General features: G+C 62.4%; 22 protein-coding genes. 11 read left to right on the top strand and 11 right to left on the bottom strand.

All coding sequences use genetic code 11. The features are described from left to right. The first annotated feature begins 5 nt into the window (after window positions 1-5). The 3 genes from C3B61_RS15520 to C3B61_RS15515 all read left to right on the top strand — a co-directional run bounded on the left by C3B61_RS15520 (window position 6) and on the right by C3B61_RS15515 (window position 2470). Entirely contained in the window at window positions 6-926 is a 921-nt protein-coding gene (locus C3B61_RS15520; RefSeq protein WP_165791197.1) for a BadF/BadG/BcrA/BcrD ATPase family protein, read from the top strand. Continuing rightward, complete coding sequence (locus C3B61_RS20185; protein ID WP_279628318.1) at window positions 923-1057, top strand: hypothetical protein; 135 nt, start codon at window positions 923-925, stop codon at window positions 1055-1057. Before C3B61_RS15520 ends, C3B61_RS20185 begins: the two co-directional genes overlap by 4 nt. A gap of 780 nt (window positions 1058-1837) precedes the next feature. After that, the gene (locus tag C3B61_RS15515; RefSeq protein WP_165791196.1) at window positions 1838-2470 is read left to right on the top strand and encodes a GAF and ANTAR domain-containing protein; all 633 of its coding nucleotides are present in this window, start codon (window positions 1838-1840) and stop codon (window positions 2468-2470) included. 667 nt (window positions 2471-3137) lie between these two features. On the opposite strand, the gene C3B61_RS15505 is transcribed toward C3B61_RS15515, so the two are convergent. Beyond that, on the bottom strand, window positions 3138-4124 hold the full coding sequence (locus C3B61_RS15505) for a sugar-binding transcriptional regulator (protein WP_103461477.1): 987 nt from the start codon (window positions 4122-4124) through the stop codon (window positions 3138-3140). A gap of 195 nt (window positions 4125-4319) precedes the next feature. Next, window positions 4320-5807, bottom strand: a complete 1488-nt coding sequence (locus C3B61_RS15500; protein WP_103461476.1) for a PTS mannitol transporter subunit IIBC — start codon at window positions 5805-5807, stop codon at window positions 4320-4322. 210 nt (window positions 5808-6017) lie between these two features. Between C3B61_RS15500 and C3B61_RS15495 the strand changes: the two genes are divergently transcribed. From C3B61_RS15495 to C3B61_RS15485, 3 genes are read left to right on the top strand one after another with little or no spacing between them, the layout of a single operon-like run. Continuing rightward, window positions 6018-6722: a ribulose-phosphate 3-epimerase gene (locus tag C3B61_RS15495; RefSeq protein WP_198416805.1), complete on the top strand. Its 705-nt coding sequence runs from the start codon at window positions 6018-6020 to the stop codon at window positions 6720-6722. After that, on the top strand, window positions 6719-7279 hold the full coding sequence (hxlB, locus tag C3B61_RS15490) for a 6-phospho-3-hexuloisomerase (RefSeq protein ID WP_103461475.1): 561 nt from the start codon (window positions 6719-6721) through the stop codon (window positions 7277-7279). Before C3B61_RS15495 ends, hxlB begins: the two co-directional genes overlap by 4 nt. Then, window positions 7279-8424 (top strand): mannitol-1-phosphate 5-dehydrogenase, encoded by a 1146-nt coding sequence (locus tag C3B61_RS15485; protein ID WP_103461474.1) that lies wholly within the window; start codon window positions 7279-7281, stop codon window positions 8422-8424. Before hxlB ends, C3B61_RS15485 begins: the two co-directional genes overlap by 1 nt. 751 nt (window positions 8425-9175) lie before the next feature. Here C3B61_RS15485 and C3B61_RS15480 read toward each other — a convergent pair. Next, window positions 9176-9478 (bottom strand): hypothetical protein, encoded by a 303-nt coding sequence (locus C3B61_RS15480; protein WP_133160336.1) that lies wholly within the window; start codon window positions 9476-9478, stop codon window positions 9176-9178. 8 nt (window positions 9479-9486) lie between these two features. Beyond that, window positions 9487-12000 (bottom strand): MMPL family transporter, encoded by a 2514-nt coding sequence (locus tag C3B61_RS15475; protein ID WP_103461472.1) that lies wholly within the window; start codon window positions 11998-12000, stop codon window positions 9487-9489. A 151-nt stretch (window positions 12001-12151) separates the two neighbouring features. Between C3B61_RS15475 and C3B61_RS15470 the strand changes: the two genes are divergently transcribed. After that, window positions 12152-12718, top strand: coding sequence for a TetR/AcrR family transcriptional regulator (locus C3B61_RS15470; protein ID WP_103461471.1), 567 nt, complete (start codon window positions 12152-12154; stop codon window positions 12716-12718). 500 nt (window positions 12719-13218) lie between these two features. On the opposite strand, the gene C3B61_RS15465 is transcribed toward C3B61_RS15470, so the two are convergent. Further along, the gene (locus C3B61_RS15465) at window positions 13219-13989 is read right to left on the bottom strand and encodes a DeoR/GlpR family DNA-binding transcription regulator (protein WP_103461470.1); all 771 of its coding nucleotides are present in this window, start codon (window positions 13987-13989) and stop codon (window positions 13219-13221) included. Between the two features lie 30 nt (window positions 13990-14019). Between C3B61_RS15465 and C3B61_RS15460 the strand changes: the two genes are divergently transcribed. Next, entirely contained in the window at window positions 14020-15204 is a 1185-nt protein-coding gene (locus C3B61_RS15460; protein ID WP_208858840.1) for an MFS transporter, read from the top strand. A gap of 507 nt (window positions 15205-15711) precedes the next feature. Here C3B61_RS15460 and C3B61_RS20335 read toward each other — a convergent pair. From C3B61_RS20335 to C3B61_RS15435, 5 genes are all read right to left on the bottom strand, one after another. Then, window positions 15712-16341, bottom strand: a complete 630-nt coding sequence (locus tag C3B61_RS20335) for an HAD family hydrolase (RefSeq protein ID WP_425266427.1) — start codon at window positions 16339-16341, stop codon at window positions 15712-15714. 248 nt (window positions 16342-16589) lie between these two features. Continuing rightward, entirely contained in the window at window positions 16590-17276 is a 687-nt protein-coding gene (locus C3B61_RS15450) for an HAD family hydrolase (protein WP_103461468.1), read from the bottom strand. Window positions 17277-17928: 652 nt separating this feature from the next. Beyond that, complete coding sequence (locus C3B61_RS15445) at window positions 17929-18291, bottom strand: hypothetical protein (RefSeq protein ID WP_103461467.1); 363 nt, start codon at window positions 18289-18291, stop codon at window positions 17929-17931. 260 nt (window positions 18292-18551) lie between these two features. Beyond that, window positions 18552-19178: a response regulator gene (locus tag C3B61_RS15440; protein ID WP_103461466.1), complete on the bottom strand. Its 627-nt coding sequence runs from the start codon at window positions 19176-19178 to the stop codon at window positions 18552-18554. Continuing rightward, window positions 19175-20362, bottom strand: a complete 1188-nt coding sequence (locus tag C3B61_RS15435; protein ID WP_103461465.1) for a sensor histidine kinase — start codon at window positions 20360-20362, stop codon at window positions 19175-19177. Before C3B61_RS15435 ends, C3B61_RS15440 begins: the two co-directional genes overlap by 4 nt. Before the next feature lie 164 nt (window positions 20363-20526). Between C3B61_RS15435 and C3B61_RS15430 the strand changes: the two genes are divergently transcribed. Together C3B61_RS15430 and C3B61_RS15425 are read left to right on the top strand one after the other, a co-directional pair. Then, entirely contained in the window at window positions 20527-21597 is a 1071-nt protein-coding gene (locus C3B61_RS15430; protein ID WP_103461464.1) for an ABC transporter permease, read from the top strand. Then, window positions 21594-22286 (top strand): ABC transporter ATP-binding protein, encoded by a 693-nt coding sequence (locus tag C3B61_RS15425; RefSeq protein WP_103461463.1) that lies wholly within the window; start codon window positions 21594-21596, stop codon window positions 22284-22286. The genes C3B61_RS15430 and C3B61_RS15425 overlap by 4 nt, the downstream gene beginning before the upstream one ends. A gap of 502 nt (window positions 22287-22788) precedes the next feature. Here C3B61_RS15425 and C3B61_RS15420 read toward each other — a convergent pair. Then, a complete protein-coding gene (locus C3B61_RS15420; RefSeq protein WP_133160335.1) occupies window positions 22789-23130 on the bottom strand; it encodes a hypothetical protein in 342 nt (113 codons plus the stop codon). A 249-nt stretch (window positions 23131-23379) separates the two neighbouring features. Here C3B61_RS15420 and C3B61_RS15415 point away from each other — a divergent pair, with 249 nt between their 5' ends. Beyond that, window positions 23380-23565: a P-loop NTPase family protein gene (locus tag C3B61_RS15415; RefSeq protein ID WP_103461461.1), complete on the top strand. Its 186-nt coding sequence runs from the start codon at window positions 23380-23382 to the stop codon at window positions 23563-23565. Window positions 23566-23675: the final 110 nt, after the last annotated feature.

Below are 23675 nucleotides of genomic sequence, written 5' to 3'. Positions count from 1 at the left end.
CCCTCATGAGCAGTATTCTCGCCATCGATGCCGGCCAGTCGGGCATCAAGGTTCGCCACGTCGCGGGCGGCACCATGCGCCACTGGGCGGAACCCGGCATCCGCACCGACCTGCCGCTGATGCCGCAGCTTTCGGCGGTGCTCGCCGAGGCGGCGCGGCGCGGCGGCGCGGCCACCACGATCGGCATCGGTGTCTCCGGACTCACCGACGGGGCTTCGGATGCGCAATCGCTCCTCGCCGACGCGGCTCCGCTCGGCGCCCACTCGGTGACTCTGGCGCACGATTCCATCACGGCCTATCTCGGCGCCCTCAACGACGGGTGCGGCGTGGTCGTCGCATCCGGTACCGGGGTCGTCTCGCTCGCCGTGGGCGAGCACGACGTTGCGCGCATCGACGGCTGGGGCCATCTCATGGGCGATGCCGGCAGCGGATACTGGATCGGACGAGCCGCCCTCGAGGCGGTGATGCGCGCCTATGACGGACGCGGGCCGGACACCGAACTCGTGCAGGTGGTGCTCGCCGACTTCCCGGCGCTCGAAGACGCCTACATCGAACTGCAAGCCGACGACGAACGGGTGCGGCGGATAGCCCGATACGCGGCCGGCGTGGCAGAGCTCGCCGCGACCGACGCCGTGGCGGCGGGGATCATCGCCGCGGCCGCCGAAGAACTCGCCCACGCTGCCCTGACCGGGCTGCGCAGAGTAGGTCAGGACACCGTCGAGGCGCCGCAAGTGCGGGGAATAGGCGGGGTGTTCCGGTCCACCGCGCTGGCGCGCGCCTTCGAGCAGCGTGTGCACGCCGAGCTGCCCGCTGCCCAGGTGGGGATCGGCAGCTCCGATCCGCTCGACGGCGCGGCCCGGCTCCCCGCGGTCGGCGAGCACAGTGCCCTGCGCCGGCGGATCACCAGGGCGGAGCTCGAGCCGTGACGAAGACAGCCACGGTCAACGCCTCCGACACCTGCCAGACCCGGCGCGCCTCGTCTTCGCTGCGCAGCCGCGAGTGCAGCTTCTGCTCCGCCGGTGCACCGCTGGTACGGCCGTACCCCTTCGGCCCCTAGAAGCGGCTGGCCTGGGTATTGCCCGAGGTAGCGGCGAAGAGCGTTGACAGCGCCGCGGTGTCGGGGTGTCGACTAGGATCCCGAGGTCGGACAGCCACCGGATCAGTCGCACGCTCTGGGTGTCACCGACGTGGACGGTGCCATCCGACGATCCGGTTTGCGTCAATCAAGCAGGTGATATAGCACCGCTTCCGAACTGAGCCTCGACGCCTTCCGCCCGATCCAAGCACCGCGCCGAGCTCACTACCATGAAGCGCAGGTCGCCGTAGCGCTCCAGCTTCGGCCGCTGGCCGGACTGCTACAGATGCAAACCCAGGTAGAGCGAGATTAGTCCTTCGGGCTCCGGCCCTCAGACGATGGAGACCTCGGACCGGCTCGTCAACCCAGGGCAGACAGTGGTCATAGTCGAATGACGACCGGGGTGCGACGACTTTCCGAGACGTTCGGCCGTCCCGGAATTGTGGGGGAGTGAGCGGCGAGTTTCAGACGAGCCTGGTGTCTTGGAAAGCTGTAGATTTCCGAGACATGACACTTACGGAATTTTTCGCACGAATCAACTTCGTGGCGTCGAGGTTGCCGGCGCCGCACAACGATGGGGGTGTGGCGACGAGCTGCGTCCACTGCCTGGGAGGCGGGCGCACGACGAGCAAGGTTGGGTGAACTGGGAGGTGCGCGAATGGGGAAGCGCGTTGTAGCTTGTAGAGATGTTCGCAAATGAGGGGGGAGAGCTTCGTTGAAGTGCTCGTAGCTATTGCGGACACCATGCAAACGAGCCATGACGTGATCGACACGATGGACGTGTTGGTTCGGGGGTGCACAACGTTCACGGCTGCTATTGCCGCGGGTATCCTCCTGTCCGATAGCAGTGAAGTCCTTCATGTTGCTGCGTCCAGCAGTGAGCGGGCCGCCGATGCGGAAGAGGAACAGCTCGGCGCCCACGAGGGTCCTTGCCTGGACGCATACCGGCCGGGAACCACGATCGAAGTTCCTGACATCGCCGACGCTCGAGGCACCTGGCCGGCCTTCAGCGCTATCGCGGAGGCCCGCGGTTATCGGGCTGTTCACTCTGTTCCCATCCGATTTGGCTCGCAGAGGTTGGGCGCGTTGAATCTGTTCTTGGCAGAGCCCGGCGGGTTGAGTGGCCGAGATGCGGACCTGGCAGAGGCGATGGCCCTGTATGCCGCTAACAGTGTTGAGCGGCACAGGAAGCTCCAAAGGCACGCCACCGTTCGCGACCAGATGCAAGTGATGCTTGAGGATCGAGTGCTTATCGAGCAAGCCAAAGGCGTCCTCGCCCAGCGCTACGGTGTGCCCATGGATCAGGCGTTTGGTCCTGCTGCGGGCCGAGGCTCGCAAGATGCATACGAGCCTGCGCGTTACCGCAGCAAAAATCGCCGTCCGGCCATTCGGTGATGGCCAGCAAAAGATGATCAGTTAGCCCTGGTCCTCAGGATGCGCTTGGGCGGGCTCGGCGTGGTTTGGGGTCTTTTCGGCGTCTATTCGTCTTCGTTGGGCGGATTGTTAAATCGCACCGGAAGGCGGGATGCGTAGAACGCTTCCCAGGGTAAATAGGGTGTCAGCAAGCTGAACCCCGACATGGTCAGCAATTACCTAGTCGAATGTCCCATACGAATCGCTAAGAAGTATTTCATTGTGAGTCCTGGGTGTCTGTGTTGAATCGTAGCCGTCGTCCAGCGAGCCGAGGACGTCACTCTCTTCCTCTGCGGACATGACCGGGTGACGTTTCTGAGCGTTCCGCGTGTACTCGATAGCTTCGGCGTTGTCTGGTTCAGGCAACGTCGCGTTTGTGGTCTCCGCCATCATCGGCGCCCCTGGACCCAGCAGAAAGGTGGCAAGAACTTCATCGCCATGGGAGCCAATCGCGTCGCGTGGCGCTGAGCCCCGGACCACTCAGGGTGCAGCACGCAACCGCGCTCTTCGCCGGCCACGGCTTCACCGTCCTACGAGTGATTACCGACAACGGTTCCTGTAACCGCTTGAAAGCAGTTCAAAGCCCAGGGCTCAAGCACAAAATCACCCGCCTTTCAACCGTGGATCGCCGCCGATTCATGCCGCTACCTTACGCGGAGTGCTCGAGGGGAGAGTTGTTAGCGGGCCGGGTGTGTGCGGTTATCTTCGGAAGCAGGAGGAGCTCACGCGCGGCTGCTTCATCCGTGACGAGCATGGTGAGTATCCCCGACGAGGCGACAGCGTGTATCGCGGGTACTTTCGCGACCGAACCAGCGGCAGCGATGACCCGGGGTGTGGAACGTAACTGTTCGACCTCGATGGCAATTCGTCGTTGATTGAACGGTAGATCAATGATTCGCCCGTCCGCGTCGAGAAAACTCGCGACGACTTCCGCGACAGCGTGTTCAGCGTCGAGGGCGACGAGCTCCTCGGGATCGAGAAGCGGCTTGATCTGAGTGATCGGAGGATTCCAGGAGCCGATCGCGAGGACGGCCGTGGTCAGCCGGTCGTAGGTCGCGAGTGCGTCGGCAATGCTCTTTTCTGAGCGCAGAACCTGGGCGGCGATGGGGGTCGTGGTGAAAAGGGGCGCGAAAATTCCGATTGTCGACAGCGGGTGCCTGGCAGCGATGCGGTGGAGAACCACCATGGGCGACTGGGAGACGTCGTTGCCGACCGTTCCCGTCAACTGGACGACAGTGCAGGGGGGGAGGTCCTGAAGGTACTCGGTGAGCGCATATACGGTGCGTCCCCACGAGACACCGATCGTGTCGTTAGGCCGGGTGATTCGGGAGAGGTATCGGGCGGACTCGAAAGCGATGCGTTGGCGGTCTGCGTCGTCCGAGTCGCCATTCGGGACGACAAGGACCTCATCGAGTCCGAGATGGGTCGCGAGCCGTTCCCCGAGGGAGCGCCGCTGGTCGTCACGGTTGTGAATTTCGATCGTAACAACGCCGGACTCGCGCGCGATCTGAAGAATCCGTGCGATCTTAAAGCGGGACATCCCGTATTCGGCAGCGAGCTCCACCTTTGAGACGTCTTCGAGATAGAAACGACGAGCGACGGTAGCCAACGTGTCGCGGCTGAATTCTTCGACCATCTCTCGTCCTTGCTTCGCGGAGTTCGTGGGCTTTATGGTTTCGGCCCGGAAACCGAGCGGCACAAGCAGCCTAGCTGTGATCCTATGCGCGTTCCGAGCGCGAAGACCCGGCGGCGTCGGCGCATATGCGTAGGTAACGAAAGCCGGACAGGACGTGAGTGCGTGCTTCACGTCCTGCCCGGGGTCACCGCTAGGTCAGCCGTTCAGAGTATCCTGCGAAGCCTCAGGCGCGGGGGTGCCCGCGAGCTTCTCCTGCAGTTCGTCGAGGGCAGGGTCGCCGAGATAGTTGGCGATCGGGATGATCGTGAGGTGCGGGTGCACTCGCCGTGCTCTCTCGACGAGGTTTTGCTGGATGACCGCTAGACCTGTGTCGATAGGAATGTTTTCGATTGCTGCGTGAGTTACCGCGATACCGGTGATGCCCGCTTTGGTGAGTCGCTTACGGAATACCGAGGCACCCATCGCGCTGCTTCCCATGCCGGCGTCGCACGCGAACACGATGGAGGTGGGGCGTGCGTCGGTCTGAGTGAGGGCGCCGGCGAGAAGGCTCCGACCCTCCGCCTTCATCGAAGAACTCTTGTTCTGGGCTGCTTCGAGGCCTTCGTCCTCCTCGTCCAGTGTCGAGCCACTACGAAACCGATCGAACTTCAGAATCGCGGCCGTCACGACGAACGTCACGATCGCAGCGACGAGTACGCCCGTCAAAACGCCGAGGTAGTTGCCACGGGGGGTCAACAGCAGATAGGAAACGATCGACCCCGGGCTCGGCCCAGCAACGAGTCCGACGTCAAAGAGCGAGAACGTTGCGATCCCGGACGCGGCACCTGCGATCATCCCGACGATCGTAAGCGGCTTCATCAAGACGTACGGGAAGTAGATCTCGTGGATACCGCCGATGAAGTGGATCAGGATCGCGCTGGGTGTGCTGCGGCGGATCAACTTCGATTTGCTGAAGAAGAGGAAGGCCGTGAGGAGCCCTAGTCCGGGACCAGGGTTGGAGGCGACCATGAAGAAGATGGACTTGCCCTGGGTTGCGGCTTGCTGAAGGCCGAGTGGGTAGTAGACGCCCTGGTCGATGACGTTGTTGAGGAAGAGAACTTTCGCCGGCTCGTTGAGGAGTGCGAGCAACGGCAAGACGCCTGTTGCAACAAGCGCGTTGATTCCTGCCAACAGCAACTTGTTGAGCTCTTCGATTCCGGGTCCGATCGCGGCGAAGGAGAGCAGGCACAGCCCGAAGCCCAGGATGCCGAGGCTGAAGTTGTTCACAAGCATCTCAAGGCCGGCGCGCATGCGGGGCTCCAAGAACCTGTCGACCCGCTTAAGCAGGTAGGCGCTCAGCGGGCCCATGATCATCGCGCCAAGGAACATCGGAATGCCGGCGCCGACGATGAGGCCGATGGTACCGACTGCGCCGATCACGCCGCCGCGGGCGCCGTGGACGAGACGCCCTCCCGTGAACGCAATGAGCAGCGGCAACATGTAGCTGATCATCGGGCCGACGAGCTGCGCGAATTCTTCATTCGGCATCCAGCCCGTCGGGATGAACAAGGCGGTAACAAAGCCCCAGGCGATGAAGGCGCCGACGTTAGGGATCACCATGGCGGTGAGGAAGCCGCCGAAGGCCTGGATGCGTGCGCGGACCCCGCCTCCCAAGGGCTTCGTGGTAGTCGGGGTGGCGCTCATCGGCGAGCGCCTTGCCGCACATCGGCAGCGCGTTCTGCTACCGGATCACTGGCCGTATTCATCGAGACTCCTTCGTCTGTGCTGCTTCATCTTCTCAGTTTTCTCATATGAGCGACTGCGCTCATGTGATAGTCTCCCGATCAATAGTCGTTCTGTCAACCCGACGAATTGAATCGAAGTGGCGGACGACCCCTATTGAAGGGAGCGCTCATGAGCGTTCAATATTCGGCATCCGTCATGACTGGCGATCTGGCAAATCTCGAATCAACCATTCAAGGCGTAGAAGCAGCCGGGGTTACCACGCTGCACGTCGACATCCTCGACGGACGGTTCAGCCCGAGCATGCCCATTGGCTTGGAGACGGCCAAACGCATCCGCGAGGTCACGAGCATGACCCTGGACGCCCACGTTATGTCGACCGACAACGACTACTTCGTGCAAGAGATGCTCAGCATCGGGATGGATTCGGTGACGTTTCATTTTGAGAGCACCCGGCATGTAGACCGCCTCTTGCGCGTGATCCGGCGCTCCGGCGCCAAGGCGGGCATCGCGCTGAACCCGGCGACGCCGCTCAACGTCCTCGACTGGGTCCTGCCGGAAGTCGACAAGGTGTGCCTGATGCTCATCAATCCTGGTTATGCGACGGATGCGAGCGAGGCGCAGGTGCCATACGCCTTGAAGAAGATCACCGCGCTCCGCGCGCTCCTTGATACGACAGGTTCCGAGGCCGTCCTGCAGGTCGACGGCCGGGTCTCGCTGGAGTCCGTGCCGGGCCTGGTGGCCGCGGGCGCGAGAGACCTCGTGCTGGGGAGCACGAGCCTGTTCCGAAAGGGTGCGACGCTCGCGGAAAACAAGCGGTTGCTCGACCTTGCCGTCCGTGAGGGCCTCGACCGCGCTGTGCGGGTGGCGGCATGAGCGCGTTCGGACAGGCCCAGCAGGGCATCACGGTCGAAATTTCCGCGACGATGGCTGCTATCGATGCCGCCGACGTCGACACGTTGCTGAAAGAAGTTCGCATGGCCGACCGAGTGTACTTCGTCGGGGTAGGGCGTGTTCTCCTTTCGCTGCAGGCGATCGCAAAGCGACTTGCGCACTTCGGCGTCGACACGGTCGTTGTCGGGCAAATCACGGAGCCGGCGATCACTGATCGCGACGTGCTGATCGTGGGTTCTGGGAGCGGCGAAAGCGCGATCCCGATCGCGATCGCTGCGCGGGCCAAGCAGCACGGAGCGAGGGTCGTACACATTGGCTCCAACTCGCAGAGCTCGATGCGCGATTACGCCGATCACTTCGTCCGCATCCCCGTGCAGACCAAGCTCAACCTCGCCCACGAGATCCCCTCGATCCAACCCATGACGAGCCTGTTCGAGCAATGCCTCCTGCTGCTCGGCGACACCGTGGCGCTCATGATCGTCCGCGAAGACAAACTCGACATGCCCTCGCTGTGGCGCAACCACGCGAACCTCGAATAATGCGTGCCGTCCATTTCGGAGCCGGCAACATCGGCCGCGGCTTCATCGCACTCGCCCTGCAGCGTGCTGGCTACGACGTCACCTTTGTCGACGTGTCAGCCGAACTTATTGACGCGATCAACGCGGCGTCGAAATACGTGGTCCGCGAGATCGGTCCGAACGGCGTTGTTCACCTCGTCGAGGGCATTTCCGGGATCAATTCACAGACCGATCCGGACGCGGCAGCACGAGCCGTCGCTAAAGCCGACATCGTCACCTGTGCGGTAGGCGCAACCGTGTTGCCCTTTATCGCGCCGATCCTTCATGCGGGAATCTTGGCGCGAGCATCGGATGCTCCGAAACTCGCGGTCCTCGCTTGCGAAAACGCGATGGGTGCTTCCGATACGCTGCGCGAGCACCTCACCGACGGGGGGATCGACACATCGCTTCTCTTCGACAGGGCGGTGTTCGCGAACACCGCAGTCGACCGCATCGTCCCTGGCCAGGCATCGGACGGGATTGACGTCGTCGTCGGCGAATACTTCGAGTGGATCATCGACCGCACACCCTTCGCGGGTGCAGAGCCGAGGATTCCCGATGCTCATTACGTCGACAACCTCACGCCTTTCATCGAGCGCAAGCTTTTCGCGGTGAACACCACCCACGCCACGACGGCCTACCACGGCTTCCTCGCCGGGGCCGAGAGCATCGCGGACGCACTCGCACTTCCCTCAGTGCGCGCCGAGGTCGACGCGGTAGTCGCAGCGAACTCCGGGCTGCTCGTGGACAGCCACGGCTTCGATCGGGAGGAACTGGCGGCGTACATCGCACGAGTGATCAAGCGATTCGAGGATCCGGATCTTCCAGACACCTGTATACGCATCGGCCGGCAACCGTTACGCAAGATCTCACGCACCGAGCGTTTCATCGCTCCCGCCGCGCGAATCGCCGAGTCCGGGGGTGATCCCGCTGCCCTCGTCCGGGCTTACGGTGCAGCACTTCGATTCGACGTGCTCGATGACGCGCAGTCGGTTGAGCTCCAGTCGCTTCTCGCAAGCGAAGCGCCGGCTACCTTTGTGACCCGGGTGACTGGGATCGAGGCCAGTCACCCGCTCTTCGTTGCCCTGCTGGCCGAGACCGCGTCGGTGGAGCCGTCGTTGGTGTAGCCGCTGCTGCAATTCCCCAGGACACCTGAACGGCGTGGCGAGAGTTAGGAGGGCGGAGCTCCGGTACCGAAGTGGGTCCGTCAGCAGATGAAACTCTCGACGTGACGGGGTGCCCACCAAGTTCAAACACCGTCGCGATTGCGGGGAGTCGAACTCGACTCCCCGGTTGCGGCACCCGTAAACGCCACCGGTCGCGTTGCAACACACTCCTCGGCCTCATCGCAGGCACAAGTAAAATCCCAGACGGTCAATGCGACTACTCGTTGGTAGTTCGAGGAAGCTCCCGCCAATTAGCGACGCCTTAACACAGAACGCGACAGCAGCACCATCCTCGCGTGCAAGCGCGGACCTTCACCGTGCCAACAAGCAAGAGTCGACCAGGTTGGTTAAAGAGGCAAACCTACGTGCCTCGTATCTCTTGGAATTGGTCAGCGTGTGTACTGTGCCTGGCGATGTCCTGTTCGCATCCTTTCGACGGGCGCCGGGGCCCGACGAGCTCAGCGCTATGCAGGGACGTTGCGAAGAACCAAGAAGAGGCCAACCAGCCTAGAAAAGATGCCGCGCACAGCGCTAACTGTCACAAGACAGGCTCACCTGCTCACAATATTCTGGTGTGGTGATCGGGCGCCGTTATGAAGAAAGCAGCCACACCAGCGCGACGGTGTCGGCCAGGGCAGTGAAAGCAGGTCCATAAGTCTTGATTTGGTCGGACTCAGACCCGAAATCACTGCATCGAACGATTGAACCGCGATCATGGCCATAGCAGCAGCGGCGGGAAATCCAGGGGAGCCGCTGAATATGGCACCCGCAGCCACGACCACGAGAGCGGCGCTACCGCGAGCGCGTACTGCGACGGAATACGGGATGCGGCGGTAGAGGACTGCAATCCTGTCAGGGCGTAGCCAAGGCTCGCCAGGGAGCTGACTTGAGTGAGGTTAGCGTGGTTCCACGCCTGCGCCCGCGCGGTCATGACGATGACGATGACTTGGCCGATGTTTGCCGTCTGGTGGAACACCATCATTCCTAGGGCGAGACCAATTGCAGCCGTCGACATCGGGATCTTTAGAGTCGGGAGGCTGGGTGGGGTGGTTTTGGGCCTGTGATCACAAGGCGCTGGAGCGACACGCCCTCCACATCGATGTTCGGCAAGAGTCGGTCGAGCCGTTTTGGGATCCACCAGGCGGCGTCGCCGAGGAGGTGCATGGCGGCGGGGATTAGGAGCATCCGCACGATAAAGGCATCGAGGAGAACGCCGAATGCCAAACCGAACCCGATCGGTCGGATCGTCGCTGACTCCGAGAAGATGAACCCGGCAAAGACGGCGATCATGATGAGTGCTGCGGCGGTGACTACAGGCCGGCCCAGGCGGAGGCCGCGTTGCACCGCTTCCTGTGCTGAGGAGCCGTGCACGTATGCTTCTCTCATCCCGGATACCAGGAACAGCTGGTAGTCCATAGCTAGGCCGAAGAGCACGCCGATTTCGAGTATCGGTAGGAAGCTGAGGATCGGGGCGGGGTCGTGGACTCCAAAGAGCGCGCTGAGCCACCCGAACTGGTACACGGCCGTGAGGGCGCCGAGAGTGGCTACGAGCGAGAGCACGAAGCCGGCGGTCGCGATGATGGGAACGAGAATCGAGCGGAAGACGAAGATAAGGATGATCAGGGACAGCGCTAGGACCACGGCGAGGTAGATCGGGAGGACCTCGCTCAGTTTCTCGGAGATGTCGATCTGTGCGCTGGCGGTACCTGCAACGCCGAGGGTAACTGCGCCATCCTTCGTCTCAACGGGGGAGAGGTAGCGAAGGTCGTGAATGAGATCTTCAGTGGCGACGCTCGATGGGCCGCCGGTGGAGATGATTTGGAAGGCGATAGCGGTGCCGTTTGGCGATGTGGCGATGGGAGCGACGGCACTCACGTTGTTCTGGGCCGCGATCTTTGTGGCGATGGCAACCTGCTGCTGGAGCAAGGCAGAGCCCGTGGCTGCTTCCGGGAGATCAGCGACGACAACCAGTGGGCCGTTCTGGCCGACCCCGAACTTGTCGGCGATGGTGGCGAAGGACTTGTAAGGGCTGGAGGATGTCGCTTCTGATGATCCATCGGGGAGGCCAAGCCGCATCGTCAGCGCGGGGAGGGCGACGACTCCGAGAAGCGCGACTCCCGCGACGATGGTGAGCACCGCGCGCCGTGTCGACATGGGAGCGGCCTTGATGGTGGTGGCATCTCTTATTTGCTTTCGCTCCGTCTTGCGAAGGATGCGTATGCCGGCCAGTGACAGCATCGCGGGAGTGAGGCTGATAGCGACGAGGATAGCGACCGCGACGGAGACAGCGCCCACCGTGCCCATGAGGCCCAGAAACGGAATGCCGGTGATGTTCAGGGCCAGGAGCGCGACGATGACAGTTGTCCCGGCGAAGACGACGGCGTTGCCAGACGTACCGTTGGCCAATCCGATGGACTCGGCTAGCGGTATTCCCCGGTTGAGCTGGGACCTGTGTCTGTTGATGATGAAAAGGGAGTAGTCGATACCCACCGCAAGGCCCAGCATGACGGCGAGGAGTGGGGTGATCGAAGTGAACTCGACGAGCCCCGAGAACGATAGACCGGCAAGGAGTGCGACACCGAGTCCGACCATCGCGCTGATGAGCGGAAGCGCTGCCCCCAATACCGTTCCCAGCAGCACAAGCAGCACTATGGCCGCGATGACGATCCCAACGGCCTCACCCGGACCGACGAGGTTGGGTGTGCCTTGAACCAGCTCGTTGGATATCGTGACCTTAACACCTGGGATGCGGGCATCGGAGGCCGCGGCAACGACCTGGGCCTTCAGCTCAGGCGGTACGACGAAGGCATTCTCGGTGAATTGCACTGTCGCAAGTGCCGCCGTGCCGTCCTCTGAGACAAAACGAATGTTCTTTGACATTCCGAGAAGTGAGGATCCGAGATCGAGTTTTATACCAGGCTCTGTCAAGGACTCAACGGCAGAGTCGAGGTCAGCCTGCTGCGCAGTCAGGAGCGTCCTCCGGGCGTCGAGGAGTTGCTGTTGTTGCGCGAATTGCGCCTGAGCGTCGGCGGAATCGTCCGCTTGGGAGCGTGCCGCGTCGAGTTGCGCTTGCGCGCCGGCGAGCTGCTGCACGCCAACATCAAGCTGGCCCTGCGCCGCGTCGAGCTCGGCTCTTCCGGCAACGAGCTGTGCACGCCCGTCCATGATCTGCTGGCGATGATCGGCCAGTTCCGTCTCGATCGCGAAAGGATTCGTTGCGGCCTTGATGCCCGAGAATTTAGCAATATCGGTAAGCAGGGCGTGGGCTTGTGCCTTCTGCGTCTCGGTGAAGGGTTGACCACCGGTGGTGGAGAAGACGAGGCTTCCAGTCCCTCCACTTACCGCTGGGAACTGCTCCTCAAGCTGTTCGCTCACCTTCGCCGTCGGGGTATCCGGAATCGTGATCGAGGACGAGATCGCGCCCGCGAACAGCGCATAATTGGCACCGGACAGCGCGAAAATGACGATCCAGGCAGTGATGACGCTCCACCGCCGCCGTGCGGCGTATCGTCCGAGACGATAGAGAAGACCAGCCATGTGGAGAACCCGTTCTGTTGGGAGGAAGTCGTGAGATCACGAACCATTTTCGTTATACACACTGTATAGTCAATTACCATACAGGGTGTCGGTTTGTGCTGTACGAGCTGTAAAGTAACTAAGACCATCTAGGAATTAGGGAGCATTCACCGTGGCACGAGTCGCCCGCACCACTCGTTCCGAGCAAACCGCTCAGGCCAAACAGCGCATTCTCGAGGTTGCCGGCACGATGTTCGCCGAGCACGGCTATGACGGGACTTCCATGCAGGACGTGGCAACGGAACTCGGGCTGACTCGAGCCGCGCTGTACTATCACTATTCGTCGAAGGCCGACATCCTGAGCGAGATCATTGAGGCCGAGACGTCACAGTTCCTCGCGACGCTAGAAACCATTAGCGCTATCAAATCCCGAACCGCTCGAATGGATGCGACAATAACGGCACTGGTGGCCGCTGGGCTCAATCAGAGACTGCGGATCGTGTTTCTCGTCTCCGATCCCGCTGTAAGCGCCCTTCCGAGTCCCGCCAACGGTCGGCCAGACGTCTTCGATCGCGTCGCCAAGGTGATCTACAGCGAAACGCCAACCCCGGAACAGGTGTTCGCAGTAACTGCCGCATTCATGTCGTTTGCGGCAATATCGACCTTCCCGCACCTCACGGATGAGCAGCTCTCGCCCATCATGACGCGTGCACTGCACCGCCTACTCCGGGTTCGTTAGGTTCCCGGACCCACACCGCTCGCCGCACGCCGGCCAACGTTGCAACCGGAGGAGACATATTGAGTCACAACAACACATGCGTGAAGTCGACTTCGATGTGCTCGCCCCCTGGTCGACACAACACCAGGACAAAAAAGCTCGGATATAGGCAGGAACATCCGGCCAATCGCCTCGCCCACAGTGCGTCGTAAGAGCCACCTTCTGTGCATCCGGCGGAGGGGCAGTAGCCCAATGCCGGTATTTGGCGTGTGCGGCGCTGTGCCGCCCGCCGCTCTCGACGCCATCGATAACACCTCACTCTGACGATGTTGCTACGACCCCTCGAAGCCGCCCATGGGATACGAGACAGCGCGAAGCGAGTGCGGCTTGGGCAGTTATCCCGTGGTAGCCCCCCCTCGTGCACTGCCTCTGGGATCGCTTCGATCCGCCTCGCACCACTCGGGCGAGAAGTGATCCCGGCCTTAGCCGCCGCCGGGAGAACTACCAGTTACCTGCTCGCGCTACGCGAGCTCTTCGGATGCCACGATTACGGTGGCCCCTGCTTCCCTTGCGTCGAATATGACTTCAGCGGGCACGTCGCGGGTGGTGACAATCGTGTCGAGGTCTTTCAGGCTGCCAAATCGGTGAGCGGCTGTGCGTTCGAACTTGTCGGGGGTGGCGACCAGCACGACGCGCCGGGCGCATTCGATGGCGGCCCGCTTAACTTGAGCGTCTCCCCATCCGGCTACCGTTAGGCCGGTTTCCGGGTCGGCTGCGCACGCTCCGAGAATAGCGAAGTCAAACCTCATTGCCCGAACCGCTTCCGCTGCACCCGGTCCCGTGAAAGCCAGGTCGTCGGGTCCGACCACACCCCCCGGCACGATCACTTCATTTCCCGGCGTCCGGGCCAGCGCGGCGGCGGCATGTAGAGACAGCGCCATTACAGTGATGCCAAGGCCGGACAGTCCTTCCGCAACAGCCAGCGCCGTCGTGCCGTTGTCAATGAGCACGGAATCGCCGGGCGAAATGAGGCCGGCGACCGTTCGAGCCAGCATCATCTTCTCGGCTGCGTCAGCACTACGGCGAATCTCGAATGGATACCGCGCTCCACGGCTAAGCGAGGGTGCGGCACCACCCCGAATACGTCTCAGGGCGCCTTGCTCGGACAATTCCACGAGATCGCGCCGGATGCTTACGGCAGAGGCGCCCGTGAGGGTAACCAGATCGTCGACGGTACGAACACCGGAATCAACAGAGCGAATGATCAATCGGTGGCGTTCTGATCGTTGCACGTGATCATTCTAGATCGTACAGTGCTCGATATGACGAAGACAGGCAAAGTATCAAGAGCGGCTCCAGCGGGTGTGGGAATCATGTTCGCGAGCAACGGGGCCGTCTTCGCAGCGCTGCTCCCGTGGTACCCGCTGCTCTCTCAGCGGCTGGGCCTCGGCGCAGCAGAGTTCGGCTTGATCGTGGCAGCTTTCGCTGTCGGCGCGATTGCCTCATCGGCTCTGCCGACTCCGCTCATAGCTCGCTTCGGGGCGATACCCGTAGCCGTGCTCGGCACGGCACTCGTGGGCGCCTCGGTTGCCGCAGCGGCCTGGGCTACCTCTGGCTGGATGCTCGCGGGGACCATTTTTCTCATCGGCTTCTTCGACGCCATCGTGGACGTAGCTCAGAACATTGCGGGGATCAGAGTTCAGGATCTGGCCGGGCGATCAATTCTTTCGTCGATGCACGCGCTGTGGAGCCTCGGCGGAGTTGCCAGCGGCGCCGTCGCCACCCTGGCCGCAGCCGGAGGGGTAGACGTGCGAGTCTTCCTCGCGGTGGTTGCAGCACTTTGCTTCCTGCTCGTCATCGCGGGTGGTTGGTTGGTCGGGCCAGCCGCGCAGGCGCCCGTGGCGTCGGCCGCGGATGCCGCCCGGCCGCGTGGGGGCCTGCGGCTCGCATTCGTGGCCGCATTGCCGCTTATCGCAATTGCGATCTGCGGGACGATGCTGGAAGACGTCGCGAACAACTGGGCAGCTATGTCAGCGGTCCAGATCGGAGGAATGCCGGTAGCCCTCGCCGGCCTCGCGTTCACCGTCACCATCGGCAGCCAGTGCGTAGGTCGATTCTCAGGCGATCTGCTCATCAACCGTTTCGGGCGGACTGCAGTCGCACGCTTGGGCGGCCTCCTTATCGCGACGGGTGCGCTGCTTGTCGTCAGCACGCATGACCAGGTCGTAACCCTGCTGCTCGGCCTCGCGATGGCCGGCTATGGCTCCGCCACGCTCGTCCCCAGCGCACTGACGGCCGCCGCCGCACTTCCTGGAATCAGCGCGGGGGCCGGGGTCACTCTGGTCAGTTGGCTCATGCGGATCGGATTCCTCGTCACCAGCCCCCTCGTTGGCGGCCTAACGGAAGCCACAGATCTCAGATGGGGCCTCTGTGTGCTGATCGTGGTCGGTGTAGTGGTTATTCTTCTCGCGCCAAGTCTCTCGCGCTCGAGGAAAACGATGGCCTAGACGCTCATTGCCCTACCGCACACCGTCAACATGATTGATTCGCCCACGCATAAGGAGTACGAAAAAATGAAACTGGAACTTGCACCGAGCACCGGTCGACTGGCACGACGAACGCCGCTCTCTCAATTTTTCGCACGCACTGGCGTTGCAATCAGTAGCGCGACCGCCACCGTCACTTCTATCTGGTCGGGGGCAGCTGAGACGGCTTCTACTGCTTGGTTTGCAGCCCAGTCTGATGACTTCCGCCTCGAGGAGCGATCATGGCCTGGATCATCCTGATGATCATTGCTGCAGATCCAATCAAGGATCTTTGCCGCCTCACGTGAATGTATGTAGCGCCCCGTAAGCCGGACCGTCGGTGGGACGGCGAGCGGGACCTGGTTAGTACTCAGGGGCTCTTTGGCTTGCGCGGCTCATCGGTGCCGAGATCGGAGATGGGCGGAGAGCTTTTGCCCAGCTACAGAAGGACCCAAGTCACGCGTCGACGAACGTACGATAGACGATCCCTCAGCGGGACACGTGTGGGTGAGAGGCAGCGACCGTGTTGTGTCCGATCAGGGAGAGAGCATCTTCAGGTCGTCGGAGCGTGACGGTGGCCGGCGCCTTTGGGTCGTATAGGTGTCCCCAAGCGGCCGCAGCTCCCGCTGCTCCAGCCGATTGCGCTGCCTGAAGATCAGCGGGAGCGTCGCCGATATAGATCACGTTGGCCAGTGAGGCCCCTGCGTCCTGTGCTGCACGAATTACGCCGTCTGGTGCGGGCTTGGGGTGCTGAACGTGATCACCGCCGATAAGGAGGTCGACGTCAATTCCTGCGGCATCAAACAGGATGCGAGCAGCCCGGGAACTGGCTCCTGTGAAGACCACGACCTGTTGTCCTAGCCGCCGAACTTCAGCGAGAGTCTCAATGATTCCAGCGTAGGGCTCGATGTGCTGGCCTCGAAGACACTCATAGTAGAGGCTCATTTCCGGGTCGGTAACCGGTCGGCCGACAAGGTGTGGAAGTATCACCTCCGGTACGCCACGAGAGTATGCCGCGACGACCTGATCGCGATCGATATCGTGCGCTCCAAGCCGATGAGCGACAGTCACGAATGCCTCGGGCACTACGTGCGTAGAGTCCAGTAGCGTCCCATCCATATCCCAAATCAACTGAGCCATAAAAGCACCGTAGCCCGAATGCAAAGCTCGGCGACAATCACGGCATGGAGATGCACTCTTCAACAGCGCAGTGATAGCCCGTCGGTCGGTCTTTCACCTTGCCGAGGCGACGTCGATGGGCGGGCTGATGCTCAAGGTGCTGGCCACGTCCGTATAGAGTGCGAGCACGAGTTAATTGTCGAGCGGATCAGCCCAAACATCACAGTCGCCAAGCAAAGCGGACGCGGCTAGAACATTCCGGGTGCAGTGACGCCACGTCGGGAACTAAATAGGTGTAACACGTCTTTTACGGTTCTTCCGTGGAGTGTGTCCCAAAGCGCGTGATCTCTTCCTTCCTCGAGCGCGACGTCGTTGGGTACCCCTAACGCGACCGCGCCAGAAGCGATCGCAGCCCGAAGCCCCGTGATCGAATCTTCGATTGCCAGACAATCAGCGATATCGACGCTAAGGCGGGCCGCCGCAGTCAAATAGGGTTCTGGGTGAGGTTTCCCGTGCGCAACGTCGTCGCCGCTCACGACGGTGGAAAAGGTTAGGTCGGCTTCAAGCGCCCGCACGACGACATCGACGAGGCTCGTCGAAGACGTGGTCACAATCGCCTGGCGGATGCCCGCGTGGCCGAGGCTCCGGAGAAGTTCGCGGGCCCCGGGCCTCCAGACAATTTCCTCGCGGAGGGAGTTGATGACCGCGGTCTCCAATGCGTGAGCGATCGCGTCATCATCTAGGTCCACCCCCGCCGACCGCAGAGCCGTTACCGTCTGTTCCATTGTTGAACCTATTAGTGCAGTGACGTCGGCATCCGTCCAACGACCGCCGTATTGTGCCACCAATCGGTGTTGAGCTTCTCCCCAGACTGACTCCGAGTCGATGATCGTCCCGTCCATGTCCCAAAGCACCGCCGCCATCTCAGCGTTCATGAGTGACCGCCAACAAGGGAGCGGTGCCACGACGCATTCGAGGGCCTACAAGAGTGGTGTCCACAAGTCATACTTCCGTTCAGTCGATGAGTGGATCGGCCCACTCGCGGCTAGGTTATTCCAAATCGGCGTGGATCATCGCCAGCATGGCGGCTGCCGGAATCCGACAACCAACGCACCGTAGCGGTGGAAGAAGGGACTTTTCCTTCGGCCAAGCCTCACAAAGCGCTCGTGAGCCCTGAAAGTGTCCCGCAACCCAAGCGCCTCATATCCCATGGGATACAAGAAGCTGGCTACTCGCTTTGAGCCGACTCGAGTAACCAGCTCGATGCGCCAAATAGCGATCACAGAACGGCGCCGCAAAGGGCCGACAGGCACAACCGGACGCGCCGCGGCCGCGTCATTCCGGGCGTGTTGCCCAGGCGGGGGAGTGGCCGGTAGACGATCCCCAAACGGACACGATGGAAGACGGTGAGGGCCAGAGCCCGAAGAGAAAAGCGGCGGCTGCAGGCGCGTCCGAGGCGGCCGGCACAATTCGGCGTACACCGGGGCCATGAGGCCCGGATCGGCCCTCAGTTTTTGGTACCGAGACGGAGAATGCCCCGCCCGAGAGGGGCGGGGCATCGTCTACTGTTTACTCTTTGCCAGGACCTTATTCCAGCGTTTTGGCAAGCTCCGTGACGTCGGAATCGTTCGATCCAACAACCACCCAACGGTCTCCGTAGACGACAGAGCTTTGCGCCTCTGAGCCGCCTGAAGTGAAGGCCCCTTCGCTGGCTCTGAGCGCTGCGCCGTCATCAAAAGTGACGAGCAAAACGCGATCGTCAGTCGCCTGGCAGGTGACCATTTCTCTTACTGCTTCGTCGGAAGGAACGGTGTCAGTGCAGTTGAATCCGTGGTCTTCGGCGGCATCAGTGAACGTGTTGGCTAGCTCGAGCTGACCTGTACAGCCGGCAAGGCCAAAGACCAGAGCACCCGCTACAAGCGCCGCTAACGCAATTCGCTTGACCACCATTTTTGGAATCTATCCTTCCGGCGCGGGAAGCACGATGCGTGGGTGCTCCGGCTTTAGTTACTTGGTGATCGCGGGTGAGTTCGGCGTACCCGTATCAACAGTGAGCGGATCACTCGCACGATCTCGTCATACGCTCGCTCAAGAGATGGCGTACTGGGGCTAGCCAGTTAACGGCCAATCGGAACTGTCCGCTAATACTGGCCTTGAGCCCGGAGAGTGGACACGGGTTGGGCGAGGAGTTGGACAGATAGGGAGCACGGTCAGCGCAAGATTCCGCGGTCTCGGGCGGCGGATACTGCGGCGGTCCGGGAACCGACGTTCAGTTTCGAGAAGATATGCGCGAGGTGCGACTTGACAGTCGTTTCGGTGAGGAAGAGATCAGCTGCGACCCCGGTGTTGGACTTGCCGCGGGCGACGAGCTCAAGCACTTCCATTTCACGGGCGCTGAGGCTGACCTGGGGGGCGCGCATCCGACTCAATAGTCGAGAGGCGATCACGGGTGCGAGGGCGCTCTCCCCGGCGGCCGCGGCGCGGACGGCCGCAATCAGCTGGTGCGGTGGCGCGTCTTTGAGGAGATAGCCGCTCGCCCCCGCCTCGACGGCGCCGAGGATGTCAGCATCCGAGTCGTAGTTCGTCAGTACCAGCACATACGGGGCCGCATCAAGAACCCGGATGCGTCGGGTGGCGTCAGCGCCGGTGGAAGCCTCACCGGCACCGAATTGAAGGTCCATCAGCACGACATCCGGATTCTCGCGCTCGGCGGCCTGCACGGCCTCGTCCGGGGTGGCCGCTTCGGCGACGACGTCGAAGTCCTCCTCGAGGCTAAACAGTGCGTTAAGTCCGGCACGGACGATGGGGTGATCATCCGCGATCACGAGTCTGATCATGGGGTCTCCGTGCGGGATAGGTTGACGGCCAGGGTAGTTCCGCGGCCTGGTGCGGTGTCGATGGTGAGGGTTCCGCCGAGCTGTTGCACACGCTCTTGAGTGGCCTGCAGGCCGAATGAATCCGTCTTTTCGGGCGTATTCCTCGTGGGGAGAAGCGGGTCGAATCCGGTCCCGTCGTCAACGATGGTGAAGCACAGCTCGTCCCGGTCGATGGCGAGGGTGATGGTCGCGGTGGTGGCGTGGGCGTGTTGGATGACGTTCGCGATTGCGCCCTGTGCGATTCGGAGAAGCGCAGTCTGTAGATGCATCGGCAGCGCGACGCTGTCGGAAACCCGAACGTTCACGTCGAGACCCCGTGTCGACCACTGGGTATGAGCGAGCCTGCGGAGTGCACCGCCGAGACCTTGGTCGTCGAGTTGCGGTGGGGTGAGCTCGCGGATGAACCGGCGGGCGTCGGCGAGGTTCGCTGCGGCCGTTTCGCGTGCCAGCCGGATGTGCTCGACGCCGGGCCGGTCGGGGTCGGTGCGTTCGGCGGCGTGCAGCAGCATCTGGATGCTGGAGAGCCCCTGAGCCAGCGTGTCGTGGATCTCTCGGGCGAGGCGGGCGCGCTCTGCCAGAACGCCGGCTTCACGTTCGGTCGCCGCGAGTTGTCCCCGGGTATTGATCAGGTCCCTCATGAGGGCCTCGCGCTGTTCTGCCTCGCGGGCCAGCGCTTGGTAGGCGAGGCCGATCAGGAGTGCGACACCGGCGCCGATAAAGGGGCCCACCACCCCGCCGACGGTCCATCCGCCATGCACCCCGAGGGTGCAGATCGCCACGATCGTTGAAACCAAGATCGCGGCGGACCCCCGCCATCGGCCGAGGAGATGGAGGTAGAGAAAGAACAGGGGAAAGACCAGGTATGCGGCCTCCGGGATCAGCCACAGCAGGGCCACCCACTCGAAGGTGAGCACAGCCAACCAGCTCTGCCTCGGAAAGCGAGAGCGGAATCGACCAGGACGGCCGATGACCGCCCCGAGGCCGTATGTCACCAGGAGGGCCACCGATAGGACGAAGACAATGACGCTCGCGTCGGTTGGGGCGACCACCGCACGGACGATGACGAGAATTGTCAAGGCGACGAACAATGCGTGCAGGCCAGTTCGCAGTCCCACGAAGACCGGGGTCAGAGCAGTGTGGACCATGGCCTGAGTTTACGTGTCCACCGTCTGAGGATCATCGTTCGAAAGTACGACGGGCGAGTACACACTCCGGGTGCGAAACGGTGTTCGGGCGGCCGATGACGGAACCGGCGCGAAACGGGAAAGTGGGAACTGTCATCACATTCGGTGGCAGGAAAGGCACACACATGTTCGTCGCGTTACGCGATCTTCGCTTCGCCAAAGGCCGGTTCGTCCTCATCGGCTCCGTCGTCGGCCTCATCACCGTTCTCGTCGGTTTTCTCAGCGGGCTGACGGGAGGGCTCGCAACCCAGAACATCTCGGCCGTGCTCGCACTTCCAGGTGAACGCATCGTCTTCTCTGCCCCTGCTGCAGGGGAATCCAGTGCCACCTTCTCCGACTCCACCATCACTGAGCAGCAGGCGAGGGATTGGGCTTCAACCGATGCGGTCACCGCCGCGGAACCCATCGGGATCAGCCAGACCCGCGGCGAAGCCGGCACCACCCGCGCCGCGATCGCCGTCTTCGGTGTGCAACCTGGATTCAACCAGGCCGCACCCACCCGCGACGGCCGCCTGGGCCTGTCCGATCCCGCGGCGACAGACCTCGGCGTCACAACCGGCGATGACGTCACGATCGCCGGCACCACCTATACCGTCGAGACCATCGACGGAGACGGCTGGTACAGCCACACACCCGTCGTGCAGATGACCCTCCACGACTGGCAGGCCTACTCCGCCGCCACCGGGAACCCGGACGCCTATGCCACAGTCCTTGCCGTCGCCGGAAACCCTGACTGGGATGCCGCCGACTCGGCGAACGCGACAGTGTCCGAGAACACCCTGGGTTCCCTAATGGCGCTCAGCGCGTTCCGCTCCGAGATCGGATCGCTGCTGCTCATGGTCACCATGTTGTTCGGCATCTCCGGCCTGGTAATCGGCGCGTTCTTCACGGTCTGGACCATGCAGCGAAAGGGCGACATCGCCGTTCTCAAAGCCCTCGGAGCCAGCACCAGATCACTTGTTCGTGACGCTCTCGGCCAAGCACTCATCGTGTTGCTCGTCGGCATCGGATCCGGCTTAGGACTCGTCGCCGTCCTGGGAACTCTCGCCGGCACTGCACTGCCCTTCCTGCTCAGCCCGGTCACGACGATTCTGCCCGGCGTGATCATGATCACGCTCGGCCTCGCGGGCGCCGCCTTCGCGCTGCGCTCCGTCACCTCCGCCGACCCCCTCACCGCACTTGGGAGCAACCGATGATCCGCCTGAACAACATCACCCTCACCTTCCCCGATGGCGACAGCCGCGTCACCGCCGTCGACCACGTCACCCTCACCGCCCACCCCGGAACCGTCACCGGCATCACCGGACCCAGCGGTTCAGGAAAATCGAGCCTCCTCGCTGTCGCGGCAACCCTCATCCGGCCAGACGCAGGCCAGGTCCTCATCGACGACATCGATGCCACCGGACTGACCCCCGGCGAAGCGACCGAACTGCGCCGCAGCAAGATCGGAATCGTCTTCCAACAGTCCAACCTCATCCCCTCCCTTACCGTGCGGGAGCAATTGACCGTCATGAACGAGCTCGGTGCCCGGCGCAGCCGGCGGAACCGCCCAAAAGCCGCCACACGGGCCGATGCGCTCCTCGACGCGGTCGGCCTCGCCGACCAACGCGACAAACGTCCGCACCAGCTCTCCGGCGGTCAGCGCCAGCGCGTCAACATCGCGCGGGCACTCATGAACGACCCCAGCGTCCTTCTCGTCGATGAACCCACCAGCGCACTGGACCAAGAACGCGGCGCCAGCATCATCGACCTTATTCTGCGCCTCACCGATGAGTTGAGCACGTCAACCCTGCTCGTCACCCACGACCTCGTCCACCTCCCTCGCATGCATGGAGTTGTGCACCTCGTCGACGGCAAACTTGTCGACGCGCTTCCCGCCACCTAAGCCCACACTCGACCGCTACAGAACTCTTCTAAGGACCCACGTCATTGCCCTGGCCCTGACTCCAGCGAGTGGGCACAGCACAAGAGAGAATGTGCACCGCGCCCGGGAACTCGAAGTCAACGAGGCCCTACGGGGATGCTGGGCCCGTGGCGATCCCTACCGAAACGGGTGCGCTTCACAGAGTAGATCGCCTCGTTGCCAGCTTCGGACCTACCCGACCCGGAGGGAGGCGGGAACCCCGGCAATGACTGGCTGTTTGTGGGGCGGGTGAATTCACAGAAATTGATGGACAAGACTATGGCGATCGCTGCTCAATGCTGCGGCCGCTACCGAGGCCGTGTTGGCGGCGTTTATGGCGGCCGCACGACGGGCTTCGGCTCGTGCCCCGAGACGGTGGAGTCACGGTCCTAGCTAGGCCTTCCGTTCTGAAGGGCCCAACGAGGTGGAACTGAAGACGGATGCCCGCATCGGTTGAGACGCGCGGCCGAAACGCGGGTGCACATCAGCCGATGCTAGCAACCGTCACTTTGATGGTGTCGATTGGCACCGGCGAGTGGGCAGCTAGGACCGTGGCGATCGAGTCAAATACGAGCCGGCACACTTCAGTGGCGGGCTCCGAGCCGACGACACGAACGGCGGCAAACACGTTCAGCCCAGCTTCGCCCATTGTGATGGTGACCAGGTCAGATGCCGCTTCTCTCTGTGTAAACCCACTGACAATGGCACCGACAATTCTCGCCACGAGGGGAGCGGTCGGATACAGGGTGTTCACACCAGGTACTCCTCGCACTACCGATTCCAATTCTGTGGCGAGTTCGCATTCGAAATTAGCGGTAACGGTCATGGAGCTTCCTGTCTGCGATCAAGGGGGGCAGAAGGTATACGCATCGATTCATCGCCTTCCTGCGGCGGATGAGCCGCATCGACCGGTCTTTGGCCAGCACCGGACGGTGCAATATTGGCAGCATGCGCTAAACCGTGATGAACGTTTCTGGCCCGCGCCGTCGCCAATATTAGAGTCAACATGTGATTCTCGCAATCCAAGGTCACCGGGCTGACCCGATGGGTGGGGCTGCCTTCTCCGAACGCGGATTTGAGCCGCATCAATTCGCTCGACGAGCGCTGTCTGAACGGGCCGTTGCTGACTCAGCTCGGCACTGACTCGTTCGTGACCCGGCAACAGAACGTGGTCTTCCAGAGGTTCACCGGATTGGGAGAATCGAATTTGGGCGGCACGATCGCGAAACCCGCCTGCGAGCATGGCATCCGCGCCCACTAGGTCCGCATGCCCGCCGTCGAGAAAGCCTGGGTCGCCGCCCAAGGACCCCCCCCTCTCGGCGGCGGCAAGTTCCTCCAGATACGCCGCGTACACGCTGCTCGTCATTGACG

This window comes from Cryobacterium zongtaii (genome assembly GCF_002909375.1).
GTDB classification, from domain to species: Bacteria; Actinomycetota; Actinomycetes; order Actinomycetales; family Microbacteriaceae; genus Cryobacterium; species Cryobacterium zongtaii.
Note: the sequence above shows the minus strand (reverse complement) of the source record. Positions and strands in the feature narration are given on the sequence as shown.